This is a genomic window from Pseudarthrobacter scleromae (assembly GCF_014644515.1).
GTDB classification, from domain to species: Bacteria; Actinomycetota; Actinomycetes; order Actinomycetales; family Micrococcaceae; genus Arthrobacter; species Arthrobacter scleromae.
The window spans coordinates 15,312-37,023 of the sequence record NZ_BMKV01000003.1; the positions used below are offsets into that span (position 1 = coordinate 15,312).

General features: G+C 66.4%; 21 protein-coding genes and 2 tRNA genes. 11 read left to right on the top strand and 12 right to left on the bottom strand.

From position 1 onward, the window contains the following. Positions 1–10: 10 nt before the first annotated feature. A complete protein-coding gene (locus IEX33_RS08165) occupies positions 11–751 on the top strand; it encodes an alpha/beta fold hydrolase (protein WP_188729275.1) in 741 nt (246 codons plus the stop codon). Between the two features lie 138 nt (positions 752–889). Here IEX33_RS08165 and def read toward each other — a convergent pair whose 3' ends face one another. The 3 genes from def to orn all read right to left on the bottom strand — a co-directional run bounded on the left by def (position 890) and on the right by orn (position 2,418). Further along, on the bottom strand, positions 890–1,462 hold the full coding sequence (gene def, locus IEX33_RS08170) for a peptide deformylase (RefSeq protein ID WP_188729278.1): 573 nt from the start codon (positions 1,460–1,462) through the stop codon (positions 890–892). Positions 1,463–1,590: 128 nt separating this feature from the next. Further along, positions 1,591–1,663: transfer RNA gene (locus IEX33_RS08175), tRNA-His, on the bottom strand. A 128-nt stretch (positions 1,664–1,791) separates the two neighbouring features. After that, positions 1,792–2,418 (bottom strand): oligoribonuclease, encoded by a 627-nt coding sequence (gene orn / locus IEX33_RS08180; RefSeq protein WP_188729280.1) that lies wholly within the window; start codon positions 2,416–2,418, stop codon positions 1,792–1,794. Between the two features lie 150 nt (positions 2,419–2,568). Here orn and mptB point away from each other — a divergent pair, with 150 nt between their 5' ends. Then, a complete protein-coding gene (gene mptB, locus IEX33_RS08185; protein ID WP_188729282.1) occupies positions 2,569–4,125 on the top strand; it encodes a polyprenol phosphomannose-dependent alpha 1,6 mannosyltransferase MptB in 1,557 nt (518 codons plus the stop codon). Here the strand turns inward: mptB and IEX33_RS08190 are convergent. After that, a complete protein-coding gene (locus tag IEX33_RS08190) occupies positions 4,118–4,822 on the bottom strand; it encodes a DNA alkylation repair protein (RefSeq protein ID WP_188729284.1) in 705 nt (234 codons plus the stop codon). The two genes, mptB and IEX33_RS08190, sit on opposite strands and share 8 nt — an antisense overlap. A gap of 122 nt (positions 4,823–4,944) precedes the next feature. On the opposite strand from IEX33_RS08190, the gene IEX33_RS08195 reads away from it, so the two are divergent. Then, positions 4,945–5,847 (top strand): aldose 1-epimerase family protein, encoded by a 903-nt coding sequence (locus IEX33_RS08195; RefSeq protein WP_188729287.1) that lies wholly within the window; start codon positions 4,945–4,947, stop codon positions 5,845–5,847. On the opposite strand, the gene IEX33_RS08200 is transcribed toward IEX33_RS08195, so the two are convergent. Together IEX33_RS08200 and IEX33_RS08205 are read right to left on the bottom strand one after the other, a co-directional pair. Continuing rightward, on the bottom strand, positions 5,844–6,617 hold the full coding sequence (locus IEX33_RS08200; RefSeq protein WP_188729288.1) for an alpha/beta hydrolase: 774 nt from the start codon (positions 6,615–6,617) through the stop codon (positions 5,844–5,846). The two genes, IEX33_RS08195 and IEX33_RS08200, sit on opposite strands and share 4 nt — an antisense overlap. A 2-nt stretch (positions 6,618–6,619) precedes the next feature. Next, entirely contained in the window at positions 6,620–7,708 is a 1,089-nt protein-coding gene (locus IEX33_RS08205; protein WP_188729290.1) for a LacI family DNA-binding transcriptional regulator, read from the bottom strand. A 170-nt stretch (positions 7,709–7,878) separates the two neighbouring features. Between IEX33_RS08205 and IEX33_RS08210 the strand changes: the two genes are divergently transcribed. From IEX33_RS08210 to IEX33_RS08220, 3 genes are read left to right on the top strand one after another with little or no spacing between them, the layout of a single operon-like run. Beyond that, on the top strand, positions 7,879–9,048 hold the full coding sequence (locus IEX33_RS08210) for a Gfo/Idh/MocA family protein (protein WP_188729292.1): 1,170 nt from the start codon (positions 7,879–7,881) through the stop codon (positions 9,046–9,048). After that, a complete protein-coding gene (locus IEX33_RS08215; protein ID WP_188729294.1) occupies positions 9,048–10,262 on the top strand; it encodes a dihydrodipicolinate synthase family protein in 1,215 nt (404 codons plus the stop codon). Before IEX33_RS08210 ends, IEX33_RS08215 begins: the two co-directional genes overlap by 1 nt. 14 nt (positions 10,263–10,276) lie before the next feature. After that, positions 10,277–11,116, top strand: coding sequence for a sugar phosphate isomerase/epimerase family protein (locus IEX33_RS08220; RefSeq protein WP_188730085.1), 840 nt, complete (start codon positions 10,277–10,279; stop codon positions 11,114–11,116). A 105-nt stretch (positions 11,117–11,221) separates the two neighbouring features. On the opposite strand, the gene xylB is transcribed toward IEX33_RS08220, so the two are convergent. Together xylB and xylA are read right to left on the bottom strand one after the other, a co-directional pair. Beyond that, positions 11,222–12,640, bottom strand: coding sequence for a xylulokinase (xylB, locus tag IEX33_RS08225; RefSeq protein ID WP_188729296.1), 1,419 nt, complete (start codon positions 12,638–12,640; stop codon positions 11,222–11,224). A gap of 4 nt (positions 12,641–12,644) precedes the next feature. Continuing rightward, a complete protein-coding gene (xylA, locus tag IEX33_RS08230; protein ID WP_188729298.1) occupies positions 12,645–13,832 on the bottom strand; it encodes a xylose isomerase in 1,188 nt (395 codons plus the stop codon). Between the two features lie 131 nt (positions 13,833–13,963). On the opposite strand from xylA, the gene IEX33_RS08235 reads away from it, so the two are divergent. Next, on the top strand, positions 13,964–15,190 hold the full coding sequence (locus IEX33_RS08235; protein WP_188729300.1) for an ROK family protein: 1,227 nt from the start codon (positions 13,964–13,966) through the stop codon (positions 15,188–15,190). 120 nt (positions 15,191–15,310) lie between these two features. Here IEX33_RS08235 and IEX33_RS08240 read toward each other — a convergent pair. After that, positions 15,311–15,386 (bottom strand) — tRNA-Arg (locus IEX33_RS08240). Between the two features lie 216 nt (positions 15,387–15,602). Here IEX33_RS08240 and IEX33_RS08245 point away from each other — a divergent pair. From IEX33_RS08245 to ettA, 3 genes are all read left to right on the top strand, one after another. Continuing rightward, positions 15,603–16,166 (top strand): single-stranded DNA-binding protein, encoded by a 564-nt coding sequence (locus IEX33_RS08245; RefSeq protein ID WP_188729302.1) that lies wholly within the window; start codon positions 15,603–15,605, stop codon positions 16,164–16,166. 134 nt (positions 16,167–16,300) lie between these two features. Next, positions 16,301–16,957: a DUF6993 domain-containing protein gene (locus tag IEX33_RS08250; RefSeq protein ID WP_188729303.1), complete on the top strand. Its 657-nt coding sequence runs from the start codon at positions 16,301–16,303 to the stop codon at positions 16,955–16,957. 52 nt (positions 16,958–17,009) lie between these two features. After that, positions 17,010–18,692 (top strand): energy-dependent translational throttle protein EttA, encoded by a 1,683-nt coding sequence (ettA, locus tag IEX33_RS08255; protein ID WP_104186088.1) that lies wholly within the window; start codon positions 17,010–17,012, stop codon positions 18,690–18,692. Positions 18,693–18,800: 108 nt separating this feature from the next. On the opposite strand, the gene IEX33_RS08260 is transcribed toward ettA, so the two are convergent. After that, a complete protein-coding gene (locus IEX33_RS08260; protein ID WP_174179897.1) occupies positions 18,801–19,781 on the bottom strand; it encodes an acyl-CoA thioesterase in 981 nt (326 codons plus the stop codon). 63 nt (positions 19,782–19,844) lie between these two features. On the opposite strand from IEX33_RS08260, the gene IEX33_RS08265 reads away from it, so the two are divergent. Next, positions 19,845–20,504, top strand: coding sequence for a hypothetical protein (locus IEX33_RS08265; RefSeq protein WP_188729305.1), 660 nt, complete (start codon positions 19,845–19,847; stop codon positions 20,502–20,504). Positions 20,505–20,526: 22 nt separating this feature from the next. Here IEX33_RS08265 and IEX33_RS08270 read toward each other — a convergent pair whose 3' ends face one another. Both IEX33_RS08270 and IEX33_RS08275 read right to left on the bottom strand, forming a co-directional pair. Further along, positions 20,527–20,976 (bottom strand): globin, encoded by a 450-nt coding sequence (locus tag IEX33_RS08270; RefSeq protein ID WP_308421969.1) that lies wholly within the window; start codon positions 20,974–20,976, stop codon positions 20,527–20,529. Positions 20,977–20,978: 2 nt separating this feature from the next. Further along, complete coding sequence (locus tag IEX33_RS08275) at positions 20,979–21,665, bottom strand: mechanosensitive ion channel family protein (protein ID WP_066276677.1); 687 nt, start codon at positions 21,663–21,665, stop codon at positions 20,979–20,981. Positions 21,666–21,712: the final 47 nt, after the last annotated feature.

Consider the following 21,712-nt stretch of genomic DNA (forward strand, 5'->3'; position numbering starts at 1 on the left):
GGGTATTGACATGACAACTACTGCAGGCAGCCCGCTCATCATTCTCGTCGCCGGCCACTGGCTGGGCGCTTGGGCGTGGGACGAAGTGCTTGAACACCTGGCAACCGACCACGCCCGTGTCATCGCGATGACACTGCCCGGCCTCGACGTGGACGATCCGGGGCATGCGGCGAAGACTCTCGACGATCAAGCCGCCGCGGTTGTGGACGTCATCGCTCACCACGGCGCCTCCGGGGATCAGCCCGCAATCCTCGTCGCTCACAGCGGGGCGAACGCTCCCGTCAGCCTCGTCCTTGACCGGCGCCCTGAGCTTGTCCATCGGGTGGTGTGGGTGGACTCCGGCCCTGTGGTGGCGGGAAGCGCCTTCGGGCCGGACATCCCGGAGGAGTTGGAGGAGCTTCCGCTGCCGGCCCTCGACGTCCTCGCACAGCAGGCGAGCCTCGAGGGCCTGAGCGCAGAGGTCCTGGAGCGTTTTCGGGCCCGGGCCGTCCCCGAGCCCGGCCCCGTGCTTCGTCAGCCCGTCGAGCTCACGAACGATGCCCGCCGCAAGGTCCCGACCACCCTCGTGTGCTGCTCGATCCCGAGCGCGCAGGTGCTGGAGCTGGCCCGCGCCGGCCATGCCATGTTTGCCGAAGTCGCCAACATCGAGCACCTCGATGTTATTGACCTCCCGACGGGGCATTGGCCTATGTGGAGCCGTCCCCGCGACCTCGCCAGGGCCATTCAGTCAGCGGCTTCCCGAAGCAACTGAACTGCACATACAGCCTGGAGGAGTCAGCCGGCTGGCCCCTTTCCGTCTCCAAGGGACCAGTTCTCGTGGCCCACGGTCAATGATGGGTCGGGCGATACCGGGCAGGCCAGCCGATGCAAACGTGTCCGGTCATTACACCTAGTGGCCGAACGGGTCCGGATCCACGCCGGGCATCCACGTCAGGCCGGGAACACCCCAGCCGTTCTTCTTCGCCAGCTTCATGGCCTTGCGCTTGTAACGGTCCATGAGCCGGTTCACATACAGCTTGCCGTCCAGGTGGTCATATTCGTGCTGGATCACGCGGGCAAACCAGCCCGTAGCCTCGAACTTGACCGGCTGCCCGAACCCGTCGAAACCTTCAACACGCGCCCATTCGGCGCGCTTGAGCGGGTATTGTCCGCTGGGAAAGGACAGGCACCCTTCTTCTTCCTCGTCAGGATCCGGGACAGCGCCGGAAATCTTTGACAGCGTCAGGACGGGGTTGACCACCACGCCGCTGGGAGGAGCGTCGTCGTCGTTGGCGTACTTGTACACGAAGATTCGTTTGCCAACCCCTACCTGGGGCGCCGCCAGGCCCACGCCGTTGGCGGCGTCATTCGTTTCGAACATGTCCGCTATCAGGGTGCGCAGTTCGTCGTCGAATACTTCCACCTCGGAAGCCCGGCGGTGCAGTACGGGTTCTCCCCAGATGGTGATTGGCAGAACGGTCATCTTCAGGTGGTCCTTCGGCGGTGTTTCGTGCAAGAGAGAGTGTGCACAGCAGTCAAAAAAATAAGGAGGCCGCACCGGATATCCGGTGCGGCCTCCTTGGAGGACGGCTGCACATACCGTCCCGTGAGGGTGAGCTACGGGGGTTGAACCCGCGACCTCCTGGACCACAACCAGGCGCTCTGCCAACTGAGCTAAGCCCACCATGTACCTGCAGATTTACCGGCGGACCGGCCCTCTGGAAAGGCAACTCATATAGCTTACCTGCTCTTCAGGGGTGCTTTGTCCACTTTTGCCGTTTTCACGGAAAAAACCGCGAAAGGTGGCGCAGATTACGTTTCCGGCTGCCCGTCTCCGGCCGCCGTGATGCGCTTGGCGATCCGCTGCGCTGTGGCGCTGTCCGGTCCCGGGGAGGGCACGAACACAGCCTCGCGGTAGTAGCGGAGCTCGTCAATGGAGTCCTTGATGTCCCCCAGGGCGCGGTGCCCGCCCTTCTTCGCCGGCGACTGGAAGTAGGCTCGGGCGAACCAGCGGCGCGAGAGCTCCTTGATGGTGCTGACGTCAATCACCCTGTAGTGCAGGTGCTCCACTACTGCGGGCATGTCGCGGGACAGGAACACCCGGTCGGTCCCCACGGAGTTGCCGCCCAGCGGTGCCTTGCGGGGGTCCGGAACCCACTTGGAGATGTATTCCATGACGGCGGCCTCGGCCTCGGCCATTGTCTTGCCGTGGGGGAGTTCCTTAAGGAGCCCGGACTTCGTGTGCATGTCCCGGACAAAGTCGTTCATCTGGGCCAGCGCGGCATCATCGGGTTTGATGACCACATCGACGCCGTCGCCAAGGATGTTCAGTTCCGAATCGGTGACCAGGGCCGCCACCTCGATCAGGGCATCGTTCTTGATGTCCAGACCGGTCATTTCACAGTCGATCCAGACGATTCGTTCGTTAGATATAGGCACCGGACCAGCCTACCGTTTCACCTCCCGGCCACCGGCCGGTGCTAGGATTTCGGAGACGCGGCGGGTCGTGCCGCTCCCGTGGTGACGCGCCCCGGCCGGTTCCATCCCGCCAGGCGGAACCGCAAACGAGAAAGATTGGACGTTCCTGAGATGACGGCGCCTGTGCCTGCGACGAGGGAGACGGCGGCCGCCGCTACTGCCGCAGCGGGCGGTGCGGAAGTGGATAATCCCCGTTCCCCGCTCCTTGCCGGATTCGTGGGCTCCATGTTCATGCTGATCGGATCCCTGGGCGTGGGCTGGCTGGCTCCGGTGTCGGAACTCCGCCGGATGCCGCTGTTCATCTGGATGCGTGCTGAAGCTGCCGGCGTGGCCCTTTCCATCATCCTGCTGGCTGTCGGCGGCATGCTCCTGGTGCGCGCCTGGCTCAGGCTCGGTCAGAGGGTGCGTGTGTGGGGCGCCGAGGCACGCAAAGCCACCCTGATGGCTGTCGTGGCATGGGGGTTGCCCATGATGTTCAGCGTGCCCCTCTTCAGCCGGGACGTCTACGCCTACATCGGGCAGGGCAGGCTCATGGTGGAGGGCTTCAACCCCTACGAGAACGGCATCTCGGCCCTGTCCAACTACTTCCAGCTGGGCGCGGACAAGATGTGGACCGAAGCCCCCGTTCCGTACGGCCAGTTGTTCCTGTGGATTGAGCAGTTCGTCGTCTGGTCCACCAACGTCCAGCCCGAGGCCAGCGTGATGCTGTTCCGGCTGGTGGCGCTGGCGGGCGTGGTCCTGTGCGTTATCTATGTACCCAAACTCGCGGAGCTGCACGGGGTCAACCCGCACCGCGCCCTGTGGCTCACGGCCGCGAACCCGCTGTTCCTGACGAACTTCATCGCCAGCGTCCACAATGACGCACTGATGATCGGACTGGCACTGGCCGGCCTCTACTACTCCGCCACGCACAGGGTTGTCCGCGGTGTTGTCCTGGTGACCCTCTCCATCGCAGTTAAGCCCATCACCATTGTTTTCCTGCCGTTCATTGGGCTCCTGTGGGCGGGCAAGGACGCGGGCTGGCTCCGGAAGTTCGGGTTCTGGGGCCTGACGGCAGCGCTAAGCCTGGGCATCCTGGCCTTGATGAGCCTGGTCAACGGTTTCGGCTTCGGCTGGATCAATGGCCTCTCAGCCCCGGGGAGCATCTCCATCTGGTACGCGCCTGTGGGGCTGATCGGCATGGTGGTCGCCTCGCTGGCCAACTCGTTCGGACTCGACGGTGCCACCCTGGCAGGTTTTGTGTCCGACGCCGGGAAGCTGCTTGCCGTGGGTGTCATCGCCTGGCAGATCTTCCGCGGGGACCATGACCGGCTGATCCGCCGCCTCACCCTTGCCTTTGCCGCCGTGGTCCTGCTGGCTCCCATGATCCAGTCCTGGTACGTCGTCTGGCTGATACCGCTCTTCGCCGTGACCGGCATCAGGAACGACTGGCAGGTCAAAGCGCTCTACTTTGTTGTCTCCTTCTTCATGATCTATGCCATTTCGGACCAGCTCGAAGTCTTTCCCTACCTGCAGACCGAGGACCTGGGATTTGCGCTCGCCCTGGCCCGCGTGGCCGCGGCCGTGACCGGCCTGCTCTTCGGCCTGTACCTGATTTTCTGGGATCCGCGCACCCGCCGGCTGTTCCGCAAGACCCACGGGAACGTCGTCGAACGCCCCGTTATATAGCCGGCGCCAGGTGGCGGACCGCCTCCCTTCGGCTCAGGGGACTCATGGCTGCGGCGTGTCCAGCCACAAAGGCGGCCACCCACCCAGGGTCCGTCTTGCCGTACTCGCGCAGTGCCCAGCCTATGGCCTTCCGGATGAAGAACTCCGGGTCCGCCAGGTTCGCTTCCACAACGCGCGCCAGCAGCACGGGATCAGTTGCGGCCTTCGCCTTGAGCTGCGACAGGATGGCGGCCCGCCGGATCCAGAAGTCCGGATCGGTGCTCCAGCGGAGCAGCACGCCCGTCATCTCCGCCCGGTTGGCCTGGAGAAGCCCGCACAGCCGTCCAGCCGTGCCGTCCACAAAATCCCACCAGGCGCCACTGCGGATGAATTCCTCGTAGACCGGCAGCATGCCCATGTCCCCGGCAGCCAGTCGGTTGGCGGTCAGGTCAATTGCTGCATACCGTTCCTCCCGCGCAGTTGCGCCGCGCCACAGCTCCAGGGCAGTGGCACGGAGCTGGCCCGGCGACTCGAAGGGGGCCCCGGCGGCCGCAGTTGACGCGATTCGGCGCACCTCGGGCACGCGCACTCCGAGGCAGGGCATCGTGGACTTCATGTAGGCCCTCGCACCGGCTCCCCGCACGGGATCGGACCGTGCCTGCAGCGCCGTGCGGATGGCAGAGAGCACCCGGACATTCACCGCGTCCCTATGGTTCATGGTGCAACTTTAGCCAGCACGGGGAGCGGCAGAGCAGGTGCGGCGTTGCTGCTGGAGGGGATCTGCGCAGGTGCGCTAGTGTGGTTAGCGCTAACAATATCGTCCCTGCCTAGAGGAATTCCATGCCATCGACGGAACACAGCATCGCGAGCGGCCCCTACACTGCGCTCGTCACTACCCGCGGGGGCGCGCTGCGGGAGTTGCGGCACCAGGGACGGGATCTCGTGGTGGGTTTTGGTCCGGAGGGGCGTATCCCCGACTACCGCGGAGTCATCTGCGTCCCGTGGCCCAACCGGCTGGCGGACGGCAGGTACACCTACGCCGGCAAGGACTTCGAAGCCGTGATCAACGAGCCCGAGCGCGGCTCCGCACTGCACGGGCTCGCCACCGGGCAGGACTGGGAGCTGCGGCAGGCAGCCGTGGACTCGGTGGTGCTGGCCTGCAGGGTCGGCGCCGGCCAGCACTACCCGTCCGACCTGGAGGTCTCCGTGACCTATTCGCTGGGTCCTGGCGGGCTGCGCAGCACGGTGAGCACGGTGAATGTTGGACAGGCCACGGCCCCTTACGGAGTGTGCCCGCATCCGTACCTGGCGGCAGGGCAAGGGAAACTGGATGACTGGACCCTTGAGCTGCCGGCACGCGAATTCCTGGAGGTGACGCCCGACCGTCTCCTCCCGACAGGCATGAAGAGCGTGGAACGGCACGAATTTGACTTCCGCAGCCCCCGCCGGCTTGGTTCCCTGACGATCGACCACGCCTTCACCGGGATCTCCCGGGACAAACAGGGGATGGCCCGCGTCCGGGTACAGGACCCGGCGGGAACGGGCGTGGAACTGGAATGGGGTGTCGAGTGGCCATGGGTGCAAATCCACACCGCCGACAAACCCGTGGGTCCGGACCGCCTGGGACTGGCCGTCGAGCCCATGACCTGCCCGCCGGACGCCTTCAACTCAGGCACTGACCTGCTCCACCTCAAGCCCGGGGAGTCGCACGCGGCGTCCTGGACCATCCGGGCACTCGGCTAGTCCCGGCTGACTGCCGCGGAAGGCGGGGAGGCCCAGCCCGCTCGGTCCAGCCAGGCGGCGCACAGCCGCGTCCACTGGTCCGGCCCCGGTTCCTCCGCCGCGAGGCCAAGGCCATGGCGCCCGCGGGGAAAGACGTGCAGTTCAGCAGGAACGCCGGCCCGCATGAGCGCCCCCGCGTAGTCCAGGCTGTGGCTGGCCGGGACGGCCGCGTCATCCGCAGTGTGCCAGACGAACGCCGGAGGGGTTGCCGCCGTCACGTTCCGTTCTGCGGAGAGTTCATCAAGAAGGTCCGACGACGGCGCGCTGCCAAGGAGGTTGTCCACCGACCCTTGGTGTACGGACTGCGTATAGGACACTACGGGGTAGCACAGCACGGTCAGGTCCGGGACAGCTTCCGGCACGTCCAGGCGGGCGCTTCCGGTTGACGTGGACGTGGACAGCGTGGCGGCAAGGTGCCCGCCGGCGGAAAAGCCGAGGACGCCCACGCGGGCCGGATCCACTGCGAGGCCGTGGGATCCGTTGCGGATGTGCAGCATGGCCTCCTTGGCGTCCTCCAGGGGTGCCGGGTGCCGGTCAGGTGCCACGCGGTACCTCAGCACGAACGCGTGGATACCCAGGGCGGCGAGCCACTCGCCCACAGGCTCGGCTTCGTGGTCGGCCTGGCGGGCATAGCCGCCGCCGGGCAGGACCAGGATGGCCGGACTGGTCCCTCCCGCACCCCGGCCTCCGGCTGGGTGATGCGCAGGGATGCTCGTCAGTGCGGACTTCATTCCTAGGTCACCGCCTCGGTGCTGCGCCGAAGCGTCACTTCACCGGTGACGGTCGGCTGTTCTTCGTCCTCGTCTGCATCGCTGCCGCCGGAAAGGCGGGCCGTAGCCCGGGTTGCAAGCCGGCCGATTTCCTCCAGCGGCAGCCGTACGGTGGAGAGTGCCGGGCGGAAGTCCCGCAGCGTTTCGATGTCGTCGAAGCCGGCGATGGTGGCGTCCCTGGGTATCCGCAGCCCTTCAGCGCGCAGTGCCGCCGAGGCTCCGATGGCCATGACGTCATTGACGGCGAAGATGCACAGTTTGGGGGCCGCGGCCTCCCCGCCCCCGGACGCGCCGGCCTTGATCCTGGCCGCCAGCTGGAGGCCGGCTTCATAGCCGCCCGCGCGGTTGAAGGCCGTGCGCAGGATCTCGGCGGGTGCGCGGCCTGCCCGGGCCAGGCCTTCCTGGAAGCCACGGATCCGGTCGTCGGACGTGAGGAGGCCTTCCGGGCCGCCGATAATGACGAAATCTCTGTCCCGGCCGGCAGCGAGTTCACCTGCCAGGGCCCCCGCGAGCTCCTGGTTGGGCACAGCCACTACGTGATAGCCCTCGGCGGCGGTGGCACCGACCACAGCGTGGCCCACGACGGCTACCCTGCCGCCGTTGCGGCAGTACCGGTCAAGCTCCGCCGCGAGTTCAGTGTTGTCGTCCTGGTCCTCGGTCCGGCACGAGCGGGATCCCGCAATGACGATCGAGTCGGCACGCCGGGCGGCGAAGGCTGCAACGGCTTCGCGCTCCTCGCCGGGGGCCCCGCCGGTGGTGGCCAGGAGCACCATCTTGCGCTGCTCCCGGGCGGCAGCCTGGACGCCCCTGGCTATGGCTGCGAAATAGGGGTCGGCGATGTCGTGGACGATCAGGCCGATGAGGCCTGAGCTGGACTTCGCAAGCCCCTGGGCCTGCGCGTTGGGAATGTACCCCAGGGATTCGGCCGCCTGGCGCACCCGGTCCGCGATGTCCTTGCCCGGCTTGCGTGCCGAGCCGTTCAACACCCGGGACGCGGTGGCGGGGGAGACCCCGGCCAGCCGGGCCACCTCGGTAAGGGTACTTGCAGCCACAGGATCTCCTGGATAACGGGGGCCAATAAGGGGTCACCACATTATGGCAGTTTGAAGTTCTTCCGGAAAGCGCTTGCCAACTGTTACCCCCTCGGTGCATCATTGACGTAGTGGGAATGCGCTTTCCCAGATCAGCTTGAGTACAACTGCTCACTCACCGTGGAGGACACATGGGCTTCGAAACAAAAACCATCCGCATCGCCATGAATGGCATCACCGGACGGATGGGGTACCGCCAGCACCTGCTGCGGTCCATCCTCCCCATCCGCGACGCAGGCGGATTCACCCTGGAAGACGGCACCCGCATCCAGGTCGAACCCATCCTCGTGGGCCGGAACGAAGCCAAGATCCGCGAACTGGCCGAAAAGCACAAGGTCGCTGAATGGACCACGGACCTGGAATCGGTCATCAACGATCCCACCGTGGACGTCATCTTCGACGCCTCCATGACCAGCCTCCGCGCAGCCACGCTGAAGAAGGCAATGCTCGCCGGAAAGCACATCTTCACCGAGAAGCCCACGGCGGAAACCCTCGAAGAGGCCATCGAACTTGCCCGCATCGGCAAGGAGGCCGGCGTCACGGCCGGCGTCGTGCACGACAAGCTCTACCTGCCCGGCCTAGTCAAGCTCCGCCGCCTGGTGGACGAAGGCTTCTTCGGCCGCATCCTTTCCATCCGGGGGGAGTTCGGCTACTGGGTCTTCGAAGGCGACATCCAGGCCGCACAGCGCCCCTCCTGGAACTACCGCAAGGAAGACGGCGGTGGAATGACAACTGACATGTTCTGCCACTGGAACTACGTCCTCGAGGGCATCATCGGCAAGGTCAAGAGCGTCAACGCCAAGACCGCCACCCACATCCCGGCGCGCTGGGACGAGTCAGGCAAGGAATACAAGGCCACGGCGGATGACGCCTCCTACGGCATCTTCGAGCTCGAGACCCCGGGCGGCGACGAAGTCATCGGCCAGATCAACTCGTCCTGGGCAGTGCGCGTCTACCGCGATGAACTGGTGGAATTCCAGGTTGACGGTACCCACGGCTCCGCCGTCGCCGGCCTGAACAAGTGCGTCGCCCAGCAGCGCGCCCACACCCCCAAGCCGGTGTGGAATCCGGACCTGCCCGTCACCGAGTCCTTCCGCGACCAGTGGCAGGATGTCCCGGCCAATGCCGAGCTGGACAACGGCTTCAAGCTGCAGTGGGAAGAGTTCCTCCGCGATGTCGTGGCCGGCCGCGAGCACCGCTTCGGGCTGCTGTCCGCCGCCCGCGGCGTCCAGCTTGCCGAGCTCGGCCTGAAGTCCAACGATGAACGCCGCACCCTCGACATCCCGGAGATCACCCTCTAATGACCTCGCTTATCCTTCCATCCCACGACGGCGGCACCCGCGAATACCGGCTGCAGGGCGGCACCTCCTGGGCCCGCCCCACCGCCCCGCTCACTGCCCGGCGTGCCTACGCTGCCGCGCACGTCATCCCCGAAGTCCTCGCTGACAACACCCCCGGCGCCCCGGCCCGGCTCGACTGGGACGCAACCATGGCTTACCGCCATGAGGTGTGGTCCTACGGCCTCGGCGTGGCAGATGCCATGGACACCGCCCAGCGGGGCATGGGCCTTGACTGGGCAGCCACCCAGCAGCTCATCAAGCGGACAGGTGTCGAGGCGGCCTCGGTGGTCTCAGCCGGAAACGCGGCGACAGCCGGGAAGTCGGTCCGGGACCTGGTGTCCTGCGGCGCCGGCACGGACCAGCTGGACATCGACTCCCTGCCGGACGGCGAAGCCGGCATCAAGGCCGTGCTTGAGGCCTACCGCGAACAGATCGCCGTGATCACCGAAGCCGGCCCTAAGGTCATCCTGATGGCCTCGCGTGCCCTGGCCAAGGTTGCCAACGGCCCTGACGACTACCTGAAGGTCTACTCCACACTGCTGCAGGAAGTGGACCAGCCGGTGATCCTCCACTGGCTGGGAACCATGTTTGATCCCGCCCTGGCCGGCTACTGGGGCTCGGACGATGTCGCAACCGCCACCGGGACATTCCTGGGCCTCATCAAGGACCATGCGGACAAGGTGGACGGCGTCAAGGTCTCCCTGCTGGATGCCAGCCATGAGGTTGCCCTCCGCGCGGCCCTCCCCGAAGGCGTCCGCCTCTACACCGGCGATGACTTCAACTACCCCGAACTGATCGACGGTGACGGCACCCACCACTCGGACGCCCTCCTGGGCATCTTCGCAGCGATCTACCCGGCCGCCTCAGTGGCACTGCAGAACTATGACGCCGGCGACGCCGTCAGGGCGCGCGAAATCCTGGACTCCACGCGGGAACTGGGCAAGCACATCTTCAGTGCCCCCACGTTCTACTACAAGACCGGCATCGCGTTCATGTCCTGGCTCAACGGCAGGCAGCCCGGCTTCCAGATGGTGGGCGGCCTGCACTCCGGCCGGTCCGTGTGCCACCTCGCCAGGACCTTCGAACTGGCGGACCAGGCCGGCCTGCTGCGGGACCCCGCACTGGCTGCGTTCCGGATGTCCGACTACCTGCGGATCAACGGGGTGGGCGTGTGACCAGCACGTCAGGGATGGAAAACTTTGCGCGCCTGTCCATCAACAGCGCCACCACCAAGAAGTGGACCCTCGCCCAGGTGGTTGACGGCTGCGTCAACGCCGGGATTCCCGCCATCGGTCCCTGGCGGGACCGTGTGGAGGAAGCCGGCCTGGACAAGGCGGCCCGCCTGATCAAGGACGCCGGCCTTCGCGTTTCCTCCCTGTGCCGGGGCGGATTCCTCACCGCGCCGGACGCGGAGGGGCAGGCCGCGGCACTCGCGGACAACCGGGCGGCCATCCTGGAAGCCGTTGCGCTGGACACCCGGGAACTGTTCCTGGTGGTCGGCGGGCTGGCTCCGGGGGAGAAGGACGTGGTGGCTGCACGCCGGCGGGTCGCGGACCGCCTGGCAGACCTGGTTCCCTTCGCAGAGGAGAACGGGGTCCGCCTGGTGCTGGAGCCGCTGCACCCGATGTACGCCGCGGACCGCGCCCTGATCTCCACCCTGGGGCAGGCGCTGGACCTTGCGGCGCCGTTCGACGCCTCCACGGTGGGCGTCGCCGTCGACACTTTCCACGTCTGGTGGGATCCCGAACTCAAGGCGCAGATCGAACGCGCCGGCCGGGAGGACCGCATCGCCTCCTACCAGGTGTGCGACTTCAACATGCCCATCGCCGCCGATCCGCTGCTGTCCCGCGGATACATGGGTGACGGCGTGGTGGACTTCGCCACCATCGGCACCTGGGTGCGCGACGCCGGCTACACCGGGGACATTGAAGTGGAAATTTTCAATCAGGAGATCTGGGACACGGACGGCAACACAGTCCTGTCCACAGTGAAGGAGCGCTACGCGGACCTTGTCCTGCCGTACGCCTGACCTGATCCAGACCGCGGGCTCCTGCTAACGTCACGGCAGGAGCCTGCGCCCCACCAAAAAGACCCGGACCGCTGTGCGGTCCGGGTCTTTTCCATGCGCGGGTCCTTAGGAGTGCATCGAGGCGTACCGGCGGTAGCGGGCCAGCACGCCGCCGTCGTCCCTCCCTGCTGGGAGGTCGACGGCGTCAAGCGCCCACTGCGGGAAATGTCCGGTGAGTGCCCCGGCGGCCTGGCGGGCGGCGCCGTCGGCCACGTACTCGCCGGGGCGCGGCACGGTGATGTTGATGCCCAGCAGCTGTGCCGCCGCCTGCTGAACGGCCGTGGACTGGGCGCCGCCGCCCACCAGGATGATCCGCCGGGCCTCCACCCCTTGGTCCTGGAGGGCTGCCAGCCCGTCCGCCAGCGAACAGACAACGCCTTCGACGGCGGCACGCGCCAGGTTGGCAGGCGTGTAGTTTCCGCGGGTAATGCCGTGCAGCGAGCCGGTGGCATCCGGCAAATTGGGGGTGCGCTCGCCGTCGAAATAAGGCACAAGGGTCAGGCCGCCGGCGCCATTTTCGGCCGACAGCGCCAGCTCGTTGAACTCCCCAATGCTCACGTCCAGCAGTGCAGCCGTGGCATCAAAAACGCGGGTGGCGTTCAGCGTGCACACCAGCGGGAGGTAGTGCCCTGCGGCGTCGGCGAACCCGGCCACCAACCCGGACGGATCGGCGGCCGGCGTGCCGGACACGGCAAAGACCGTGCCGGAAGTGCCCAGCGACATCACCACATCGCCCACGCCGGCGCCCACACCGAGCGCTGCCGCGGCGTTGTCCCCGGCGCCCGCGGCTACAAGTGCACCGCTGGAGGTCTTGCCGGCCACGTTCAGGGGATCCAGGACGTCGGGAAGGTGCGGAACATGCCCCAGCGACGACTTCAGGACCTCCGGCAGGTACGCGCCCGTCGCTGTCGAGTAGTAGCCCGTCCCGGAGGCGTCCGACCGGTCCGTGGCCAGCGCCTCAAGGTTCCCGGGACCGCTGCCGGGGCCGTGGCCCAGCAGCCGCCAGGTCAGCCAGTCGTGGGGCAGGCAGACCGCCGCTGTCTTCGCCGCGTTGTCCGGCTCATTCACTGCCAGCCAATGCAGTTTGGTCAGCGTCAGCGACGCTACCGGGACGGTGCCCGTGGCGCCGGCCCAGTAGCGGGCGCCGGCGGCAGCGTCGCCGCCGCCGGCGGTGGTGATCAGTTCCAGCGCCGCGCCGGCGCTCCGCGTGTCGTTCCACAGGAGCGCAGGCCTGACCACCCCGCCGTCGTTGTCCAGGCAGACCATGCCGTGCTGCTGGCCCCCAATGGAGACTGCTGCCACGTCCTCTAAGCCACCGGCCGCTTCCACTGCCTCCTGAAGGGCCGTCCACCAGTGGTCGGGGTGGACTTCTGTGCCCTCAGGGTGGCTGGCACGGCCCTGGCGGACAAGTGCTCCGGTGTCCGCGTCACGGATCACCACTTTGCAGGACTGGGTGGAGCTGTCGATGCCTGCTACGAGTGCCATATCCCTAGCGTGCGTTGAGGAGGTGTTCGATGGCGAGCTGGTTGAGGCGGACGAATGCGAAGGAGCGTTCGGCGGCTTTATCGGCGTTGAAGTCTTCGAAGGCGGTGGTGTCGGCGAGCAGGTCGGCGGTGGTTTCGCCGGCGGTGAGGGTGGGTTCGCCGAGCTCGAAGACGCCGGAGGTGGTGAGGGCTTCCTGGACCTGGGGGTCGGCGCGGAAGGCCAGGGCGCGTTCCTTGAGCAGGAGGTACATGGACATGTTGGATTTCGCGGATTCCCAGACGCCGTCGTAGCCGTCGGTGCGGGAGGGCTTGTAGTCGAAGTGGCGGGGGCCGTCGTAGCGGGGTCCGCCGCCCGGGAAGCCGTTCTCGAGCAGGTCAACGGTGAAGAAGGCGCTGGTGAGGTCGCCGTGGCCGAACACGAGGTCCTGGTCGTACTTGATGCCGCGCTGGCCGTTGAGGTCGATGTGGAAGAGCTTGCCGGCCCACAATGCCTGGGCGATGCCGTGGGTGAAGTTCAGTCCGGCCATCTGCTCGTGCCCGGTTTCGGGGTTCAGGCCCACGATGTCGCCGTGTTCGAGCTGGGCGATGAATGCCAGGCCGTGCCCGACGGTGGGCAGGAAGATGTCCCCGCGGGGTTCGTTGGGCTTGGGTTCGAGGGCGATGCGCAGGTTGTAGCCCTTGTCCTTGATGTAGGCGGCGGCGGTGTCCACGCCTTCCTTCATCCGGTCCAGGGCTGCGGAGAGGTCCTTGGACCCGTCGTATTCGCTGCCTTCACGCCCGCCCCACATCACGAAGGTCTCGGCGCCGAACTCGGCGGCGGAGTCGATGTTGCGCAGCACCTTGGACAGGGCGAAGCGGCGGACGGAGCGGTCGTTGGAGGTAAAGCCGCCGTCCTTGAACACCGGGTGGCTGAACAGGTTGGTGGTCACCATCGGGACCTTCAGGCCCGTCTCGGCCAGGGCTGCCTTGAAGTTCTTCAGGATCAGCTCCCGCTCCGAGACTGTCGCATCGAAGGGCACCAGGTCATTGTCATGGAACGTGATGCCGTAGGCGCCGAGTTCGGCCAGCCGGTGCACGGCCTCCACGGGATCCAGGTCCGCGCGGGTGGCAACACCGAACGGATCGGCACCGGTCCAGCCAACGGTCCAGAGGCCAAAGGTGAACTTGTCAGCGGGAGTCGGGGAGAGAGTCATGATGCATCCTTGCAGTCAGTTTGCCGCCGGTTGGGCAAGTTAGTTTATCGCTTGAACTATATAAGCGTGACTACGCTAGGGTCAATAGGGGCCGAAGGAACGGTCCCGGACCGAACCCAAGGAGAGCGGCCATGGCGAGCACCGCGCCTGCTACTGCACCGTCCGATGCCGGGGCGCCGGGCAACATGGCGGACGTGCGGCGGAACAACCTCGCCCTGGTCCTGGGCAGGGTGGTGCAGTCACCCGCCGGATTCCACCTGACCCGGGCCCAGCTGGCTGCGGCCACAGGGCTGACAAAAGCATCCGTGTCGAGCATCGTGCTGGATCTCCTGGACGCCGGCATCCTCCGCGAAGTCGGCCTGAGCAGGCAGGGGGAGCGGGGCCGGCCGGGGGTGGGGCTGGAGCTGAATCCGTCACGGGGCGTCATGGGTATGGAGATCAACGTCGATTACATTGCGGCGGGCGTGACGAGCCTCTCCGGGGATCTCGTGGTGAAAGAGGTCCGGGAAAGGGACAACCGGGACAGTGCGAGCGGCGCCGTGATGTCCGCCCTCGCCGAGCTGGCCTCGGGGGTGCGGCTGGCGGCGTCTGCCCTGGGGGTCGACGTCCTGGGGGGAGGACTTGCCGTTCCCGGCCTTGTTGAGGCCGGCAGTTCGACTGTCACTGTGGCCCCAAACCTGGGCTGGGTGGACACGAAGCTGGATGTGGCCCGGTTGCTTCCCGGCGTGCCACTGGGGGTTTCCCTCTTCAACGAGGCCAATGCCGCGGCCCTCGCAGAGCTTGCCCACAGTCCGCACAGGCGGGATTTCCTGTTCATCTCGGGCGAAGTGGGCGTCGGCGGCGGGCTGGTCCTGAATTCGGAGCTTTTCACTGGCCCTGAAGGCAATGCCGGGGAGGTGGGGCACATCGTGGTGGACCCCGACGGCGCACCCTGTTCCTGCGGCGGGACGGGCTGCCTTGAGACTGTCGCGGGCCAGGACGCGATATTTTCTGCTGCCGGAATCACCGTCAAGGGCCGGACCAGGACCGAAAGCATGGCGGACCTGCTGGGCGCCCTGGCCGCCGGCAGTCCCGCCGCGCTGACGGCCGTCCAGCGGGCGGGGAGGGCGCTGGGGGTTGCCGTGGCATCGGCGTCCCGGGTGGTCAATGTCCGCGCCGTGGTGCTCGGAGGGCACTTCGCAGTCCTTGACCAGTGGCTGCACGGCCCGCTCCTGGAAAGCCTGGCGAAGTACGCGCCCGGTGCGCTTCCCCCCGAACACGTCATCACATCCACAGTGGGGGATGCCGGGGCGCTGCTGGGGGCGGCGGGCAGCGTGGTCCGGGCGTTGGTGGAGGCGCCGCATCGGCTGCAGGCCTGAAGCCTACCCGTTGACCTTAACCTTGGCGCTGCTTTGCCGCCGATGCTCCGCGGAGCAGAAGTGATGGGGCAGTGGTGACAAAGCGAAACACCCCGGTTCGTGAACCGGGGTGTTTCTGGTTGGTGCCCCAGGAGGGAATCGAACCCCCGACCGGCGGATTAGAAGGCCGCTGCTCTATCCCCTGAGCTACTGAGGCATTGCCTTCCGGAGCTGATCTCCGGCGCCTCAAAAAGTTTACATTGCCCCGAGCGCCGGCATGGTCAACCGCCGCAGGCATGCAAACTTTTCCTCCACAGGCAGGTACTGAGCCGAGTTGTCCACATAGGCAGGCCACGCCATCGATCACGGCCGGCGGCGCGGGCGATGCTGGTCCTGCCTGCTAGGGCATCACTCATGAAGACAGGACGTAAAGATGAGCGACACAATAACGATCCGGGGTTTCGTTGCCACCGAGATCAAAAGCGGAACAACACCAGGGGGAGTGGCCACCGCTTCCTTCCGGATTGGGTCCACCTCGCGGCGGCGTCACAAGGAAACAGGCGCCTGGATGGACGGCCACACCAACTGGTTCCTGGTTCAGGGCTACCGCCACCTGGCGGGAAGCATCGGCTGCAGCATCAGGAAGGGGCAGCCCGTCATAGTAGTCGGCACGCTGAAAATCCGCAGTTGGGAAAGGGACGGCCGGGTCTACTACTCACACACCATTGATGCCGACGCCGTGGGTCACGACCTCACGTGGGGCACGGCCAACTTCATCCGTTCCTCTGCCAAGCCGATCCTCTCGCTCGTGGACCAGGAGCCTCCCCTCGCCGGGGGCGAACACCGTGCCGCGGACGGACCGTTCGACGAACCTGAAGACAGCGACGACGACCCAGCCGGCGGCGCGGATCCGGCGGCTGCCTTCATCGAGGACACCAACGGCGACATCGTTGCCCTGGACCTGGAAACGGGGGAGCTCGCCGAATCCGGAGTCTAGGAGGGCTGTTGCTGTCGCTTCCATGGCTGCCTTTGCGGGCAGGACACGGCACCCCCCCGGCCGTGTCCTGCCCGTCGAGGTTGTTCCCGTCCAGGTTGCGAAGGAGGTTCACCACCACGTGGCAGAATGACTCCATGCGGCTTACCCTCGACTCCCGGCAGATTGTCAAGGCGGGGGACCCGCAGGTTGCCCGCACCGGCTCAATGAAACCTGCACGGCTGTCACCGCAGCGCCCCATCCGCCGGCTGCTGGCTGCGCTGTCCGTCGCCGCCCTGGCCGGATCCCTGGCGGGCTGTGTCGGCGGGACACCGTCTGTCAACGAACCCGGTTCAGCAGCGCCTGGAGTTACGGAGCCAGGAATTGCAGAGCCAGGAATTGCACCGTCACAGGCTGCCGGCTCAGCGGCCGCAGATCAGACAGGCGCCGGCACTCCCGGGACGCAGGACGCCGGACCCCTGGCGGATACCTCCGGGACCGCCTCGAACGGAGCCGCAGAAGCTGCTGCCACGGAAACTGTCCGGCAGACCCTCATTGACGCGCTGGGCAGACTTGCGGCGGGAACACCCAAACCCGCCACTGCCCAGGTGAGCGATGCACTGACGGGAGCGGGCATTGCACCGGGGGCCCTTGAAGTGTCGCAGAGCCGGACACCCACAGGGCTGGAAGCGGATGCCATCGAGGCGGCAGTGCTCCAAGGGCGTGACTGCGTGATCGGCCAGGTCCGCGACGGTGCCGTGGCAGTGACCGTCCTGCCTGTCCTGGCCAGCGGCAAGTGCTTTGTAGGCAGCTGAGCCTGCCGCGCGGAATGTGAGATATGCCTGCCAACCCACTAGATTTGGAACCATGGCGGAATTTATCTACACAATGACCAAGGCCCGCAAAGCCGTTGGCGAAAAACTTATTCTTGACGACGTAAGCATGTCCTTCTTCCCTGGCGCCAAGATCGGCGTCGTGGGCCCGAACGGTGCCGGTAAGTCCACCATCCTCAAGATCATGGCTGGACTGGACACCCCCTCCAACGGTGAGGCCCGGCTGAGCCCCGGCTACAGCGTGGGCATCCTGCTGCAGGAGCCCCCGCTCAACGAAGAAAAAACCGTCCTGGGCAACGTCCAGGAAGGCGTGGGCGAGATCTACGGCAAGATCCAGCGGTTCAACGAAATCTCCGAGGAAATGGCCAGCCCCGACGCTGACTACGACACCCTCCTCGAGGAAATGGGACAGCTGCAGGAAGCCATCGACGCCGCGGATGCCTGGGACCTGGACTCCCAGCTGGAGCAGGCGATGGATGCACTCCGCTGCCCGCCGGCGGATGCCGACGTCACCAACCTCTCCGGTGGTGAGCGCCGCCGTGTTGCCCTGTGCAAGCTGCTGCTGCAGAAGCCTGACCTGCTGCTGCTGGACGAGCCCACCAACCACCTCGACGCAGAGAGCGTGCTGTGGCTCGAGCAGCACCTGTCCTCCTACGCGGGTGCCGTCCTGGCCGTCACCCACGACCGGTACTTTCTGGACCACGTGGCGGAATGGATCGCCGAAGTGGACCGCGGCCACCTGTACCCCTACGAGGGCAACTACTCCACGTACCTGGAGAAGAAGCGTGCCCGCCTGGAAGTCCAGGGCAAGAAGGACGCCAAGCAGGCCAAGCGCCTCAGCGAGGAACTGGAATGGGTCCGTTCCAACGCCAAGGGACGCCAGACCAAGTCCAAGGCCCGCCTGGCCCGCTATGAGGAAATGGCCGCAGAAGCGGACCGCACCCGCAAGCTGGACTTCGAAGAGATCCAGATCCCGCCGGGACCCCGCCTGGGCGGCCTGGTGCTGGAAGCCAAGAACCTCCAGAAGGGTTTCGAGGACCGCACCCTGATCGACGGACTGTCCTTCAGCCTGCCCCGCAACGGCATCGTGGGCGTCATCGGCCCCAACGGCGTCGGCAAGACCACGCTCTTCAAGACCATCGTGGGGCTGGAGCCGCTCGACGGCGGAGACCTCAAGATCGGCGACTCGGTCAAGATCTCGTACGCGGACCAGAGCCGCGGGGGCATCGACCCCAACAAGACCCTCTGGGAGGTCGTCTCCGACGGACTCGACTTCATCCAGGTGGGCCAGGTCGAAATGCCGTCCCGCGCCTACGTTGCCGCCTTCGGCTTCAAGGGCCCGGACCAGCAGAAGAAGGCAGGCGTGCTCTCCGGCGGTGAGCGCAACCGCCTGAATTTGGCGCTGACCCTCAAGCAGGGCGGCAACCTGCTGCTCCTCGATGAGCCCACCAACGACCTCGACGTCGAAACCCTCAGCAGCCTGGAGAATGCCCTGCTCGAGTTCCCCGGCTGTGCCGTGGTGGTTTCGCACGACCGCTGGTTCCTGGACCGGGTGGCCACGCACATCCTGGCCTACGAAGGCGACGAGGAGAACCCCTCCAAGTGGTACTGGTTCGAGGGCAACTTCGAATCCTACGAGGAGAACAAGGTGGAGCGCCTCGGCCCGGATGCCGCCAAGCCGCACCGCGTCACGCACCGCCGCCTCACCCGCGACTGACCCGCGGCGGGATAACAAGGGGCAACGCTCCATCAACAGCGCAGAACAGGCCGGCACCCACTGGGTGCCGGCCTGTTCCGCGTCCTACTCCGGACGCCCGATTTCCGGTCAGTCCCGCCCGGCTTTGCGGATCTGGTGCTCCATCACCTTGGACTGGAAGGCGCCCACTACTTTGTTCTTCAGGTCCGTGGGAACCCGGACCATGCCCTCCTGCGCTACGGACGCAACGTGCTGGCCCGCCTGGTTGAAGATTTTGCCCGTCGCCAGACCGCGGGCGCCCTGCGCGCTGGGTGATTCCTGGACATACAGGAGCCACTCGTCCACGCGGGCGGGGCGGTGCCACCACATCGCGTGGTCGAGGCTGGCCACGTTCATTCCGGGGGTAATCCAGCTCAATCCGTGGCGCCGCAGGATGGACTCTAGGAGCGTGTAGTCGCTGGCGTACGCCAGCGCCGCCCGGTGCAGGTTGGGGTTGTCCGGCATCGGCCCGAAAGTCTTCATCCACACCGCATTGCGTGCCTCCCGCTTGCCCTTCGCGGAGACGTACAGCGGAGGATCCACATGCCTGATGTCGAAGGGGCGCTCGTAGGCCCAGTGCCGCGCCACGGGGTGGTCGAATTTTCCCAGCAGGTCAGCGGTACTGGGCAGCGACTCCGGATCCGGAATGCCGCCGGGCATCGTGGACTGGTGCTCAATCCCCTCATCCTCCCCCTGGAAGGAGGCGATCATCGACAGGATGGGCGTGCCTTCCTGGTAGGCATGGACCCGGCGTGCCGAAAAGGACCGGCCGTCGCGGAGCCGCTGGACGCCGAAGGTGATGGGCTTGTTGGCGTCGCCCGGCCGAAGGAAGTAGCCGTGCATGGAGTGCACAAAACGGTCAGGGGCCACAGTCCTGATGGATGCAATGAGCGACTGGGCCAGCACCTGGCCGCCGAACACCCGGTGGTGGGGCTGCTGCTGGGAAGGTCCCAGGAAGATGTCCTCGTCCGTCCGCGCCCCCTCGAGCTCACCAAGGTCAAGGAGGGAGATGAGCGATGAGGTGGGATCTTCGCTGGGGAGCGCCAGCAGTCCGGCGTCGGCTTCAGTCATGGTTCGACTCTAGACGGCGCCCCGGCACTGCTCAACAAAGCCCCAGCCGGTAGTGTTCTTGGTGTGTCTGATCTCCTCACCTCGTCCTTCCGTTTTGCCGACTCCCAGGATCTTGCCGATCTGAAGACCTTCGCCACGCGGGCAAAAGCCATTGACGACGGCGCCATCCGGCTTCAGGCGGCAGGTTCCGTCCTTGCCGCGTACGTGTGCGTGCTCCGGCCGAGGCTCCTGGGCGAATCGACCCCCACGATCCTCGGGCTGCGCACCATGGCCCTGGCAGAACCCTCGGCGACGGATGTGACCGTGGCATTGTCCGCGGTCCTGGACCGTTTGGCCCGCGCCGGCCAGGACGACGTCGAACTTGCTGTGCCGCCGTCTACCGTCACCGAGTCCTGGACGGGCGTGGGCGCCCCGCGGAGCGGTTGGGAGCTGATCGGCTCGCGGCCCGATGCGGAACTGCGGGCGGCAGCCGAGGCAGGCATTGCCGAAGTGGCCGGAATCGTGCCGGACAAGCCCGGTGCCCTGATCGTCAACAACGCCCGCGCCGCGGTGTGGGGCCGGGAACTCGATGCGTCGGGGCTGCCCGCCGGCGCCGCTTTCGCAGCACTGGCCCTCGGGTTCCTTGCCGATGGCGACCAGAAGCTCTACCGGGCCGGCCGCTGGTTCCGCCTCACGGGCAGCCGCGGCCATGTCCTGGCGCGGACCGGAAGCGGACTCCTGTAACCGCCTGTTACGGCGCCATCAGTCAGGGCGCCGAAGGGCTGTTAACCATGGACAGTGCAGCCCGTTCCATGTAGTCCCACAAAGTGCCCTCGTACAGCGGCGGAAGTTCCAGGGCGTCCACAGCCTTGCGCATGTGGAACAGCCAGCGGTCCTTGGCCTCAGGAGTCACCTTGAACGGCATGTGCCGCATGCGGAGCCGGGGGTGTCCCCGTTCCTCGCCGTAGGTGGTGGGCCCGCCCCAGTACTGCTCAAGGAACATCAGGAAGCGGCGCTTCGCCGGTGCAAGGTCCTCCTCGGGGTACATCGGACGCAGCACGGGATCCGTCGCCACCCCGTCGTAGAAGACGTCGATCAGCTTCACGAAGGTGTCGTGCCCGCCCACGGCATCATAGAAGTTGTCGGTGTAGCCGGGCTTGCTGAACGGATCGTTCTGCATCAGCTGCGGCCGCTGCGGCTCGATGGGAATCGTCATCGCTATTCTCCGGCTTTCTGCTCGGTCTTGGTGTTCTCGGCGCCGTGGTCCGAGCCCTGGTCCGTGGTGCCGTCCGGCGACTCGTGCAGGGGCACGTACGTACCCTGGGACCGGTTGCCGACCCGCAGGATCTCGCCGTTGCGCAGGTACCAGATGGCGCCGTCGTCGGACCGGACGCGGGTGATCCGCAGCCCCATGGATTCCACCACGCCCACCACCTCGCTGGTTTCGATCACGTCGCCGATGCCGAACTGGTCTTCAATGGTAATGAAAATACCTGCCAGGAAGTCGCGGATCAGCTGCTGGGCGCCGAAGCCGATGGCCACACCCAGGATGCCGACGCTGGTCAGCAGGGGTGCGATGTTGATGTCCAGGTTCTGCAGGACGTACATGCCGGTGATGACCACCACCAGTACTCCCACGATGCTGTTGAGCAGTGAACCGATGGTTTCCGCACGCTGTACGCGCCGTTCATGGTCCAGGGCCCTGAAGGCAGGGGCGGCCCACCTGAAGGTGGGTTTCTTGAAGAAGTTGCTGCCTGCCGCCACGCGCCGGGTGATGCGGGAGATGACGAAGGTGGCCACCAGCCAGATGGCAACGCCGACGCCGAGGCTGATCACGATACCGGTGACGCTGATGCCGTCCGGCTCGCTGGCGGCGGAAGGAAGGATGGACAACGTGCTGACCATAAGGGGGTAGTACTCCTGCTGTTGTTTGGCTGTGCCGGGGAAGGGAG

What these genes read in the sequence shown, in the direction of transcription:
- ettA (WP_104186088.1), top strand. Translation starts at nt 17,010, where the DNA reads ATGGCGGAATTTATCTACACAATGACCAAGGCCCGCAAAGCCGTTGGC.
- IEX33_RS08250 (WP_188729303.1), top strand. Translation starts at nt 16,301, where the DNA reads ATGCGGCTTACCCTCGACTCCCGGCAGATTGTCAAGGCGGGGGACCCG.
- IEX33_RS08275 (WP_066276677.1), bottom strand. Translation starts at nt 21,665, where the DNA reads ATGGTCAGCACGTTGTCCATCCTTCCTTCCGCCGCCAGCGAGCCGGAC.
- IEX33_RS08245 (WP_188729302.1), top strand. Translation starts at nt 15,603, where the DNA reads ATGAGCGACACAATAACGATCCGGGGTTTCGTTGCCACCGAGATCAAA.
- IEX33_RS08165 (WP_188729275.1), top strand. Translation starts at nt 11, where the DNA reads ATGACAACTACTGCAGGCAGCCCGCTCATCATTCTCGTCGCCGGCCAC.
- IEX33_RS08200 (WP_188729288.1), bottom strand. Translation starts at nt 6,617, where the DNA reads ATGAAGTCCGCACTGACGAGCATCCCTGCGCATCACCCAGCCGGAGGC.
- IEX33_RS08235 (WP_188729300.1), top strand. Translation starts at nt 13,964, where the DNA reads ATGGCGAGCACCGCGCCTGCTACTGCACCGTCCGATGCCGGGGCGCCG.
- IEX33_RS08260 (WP_174179897.1), bottom strand. Translation starts at nt 19,781, where the DNA reads ATGACTGAAGCCGACGCCGGACTGCTGGCGCTCCCCAGCGAAGATCCC.
- IEX33_RS08195 (WP_188729287.1), top strand. Translation starts at nt 4,945, where the DNA reads ATGCCATCGACGGAACACAGCATCGCGAGCGGCCCCTACACTGCGCTC.
- IEX33_RS08220 (WP_188730085.1), top strand. Translation starts at nt 10,277, where the DNA reads ATGGAAAACTTTGCGCGCCTGTCCATCAACAGCGCCACCACCAAGAAG.
- IEX33_RS08270 (WP_308421969.1), bottom strand. Translation starts at nt 20,976, where the DNA reads ATGACGATTCCCATCGAGCCGCAGCGGCCGCAGCTGATGCAGAACGAT.
- mptB (WP_188729282.1), top strand. Translation starts at nt 2,569, where the DNA reads ATGACGGCGCCTGTGCCTGCGACGAGGGAGACGGCGGCCGCCGCTACT.
- xylA (WP_188729298.1), bottom strand. Translation starts at nt 13,832, where the DNA reads ATGACTCTCTCCCCGACTCCCGCTGACAAGTTCACCTTTGGCCTCTGG.
- IEX33_RS08215 (WP_188729294.1), top strand. Translation starts at nt 9,048, where the DNA reads ATGACCTCGCTTATCCTTCCATCCCACGACGGCGGCACCCGCGAATAC.
- xylB (WP_188729296.1), bottom strand. Translation starts at nt 12,640, where the DNA reads ATGGCACTCGTAGCAGGCATCGACAGCTCCACCCAGTCCTGCAAAGTG.
- IEX33_RS08210 (WP_188729292.1), top strand. Translation starts at nt 7,879, where the DNA reads ATGGGCTTCGAAACAAAAACCATCCGCATCGCCATGAATGGCATCACC.
- IEX33_RS08190 (WP_188729284.1), bottom strand. Translation starts at nt 4,822, where the DNA reads ATGAACCATAGGGACGCGGTGAATGTCCGGGTGCTCTCTGCCATCCGC.
- def (WP_188729278.1), bottom strand. Translation starts at nt 1,462, where the DNA reads ATGACCGTTCTGCCAATCACCATCTGGGGAGAACCCGTACTGCACCGC.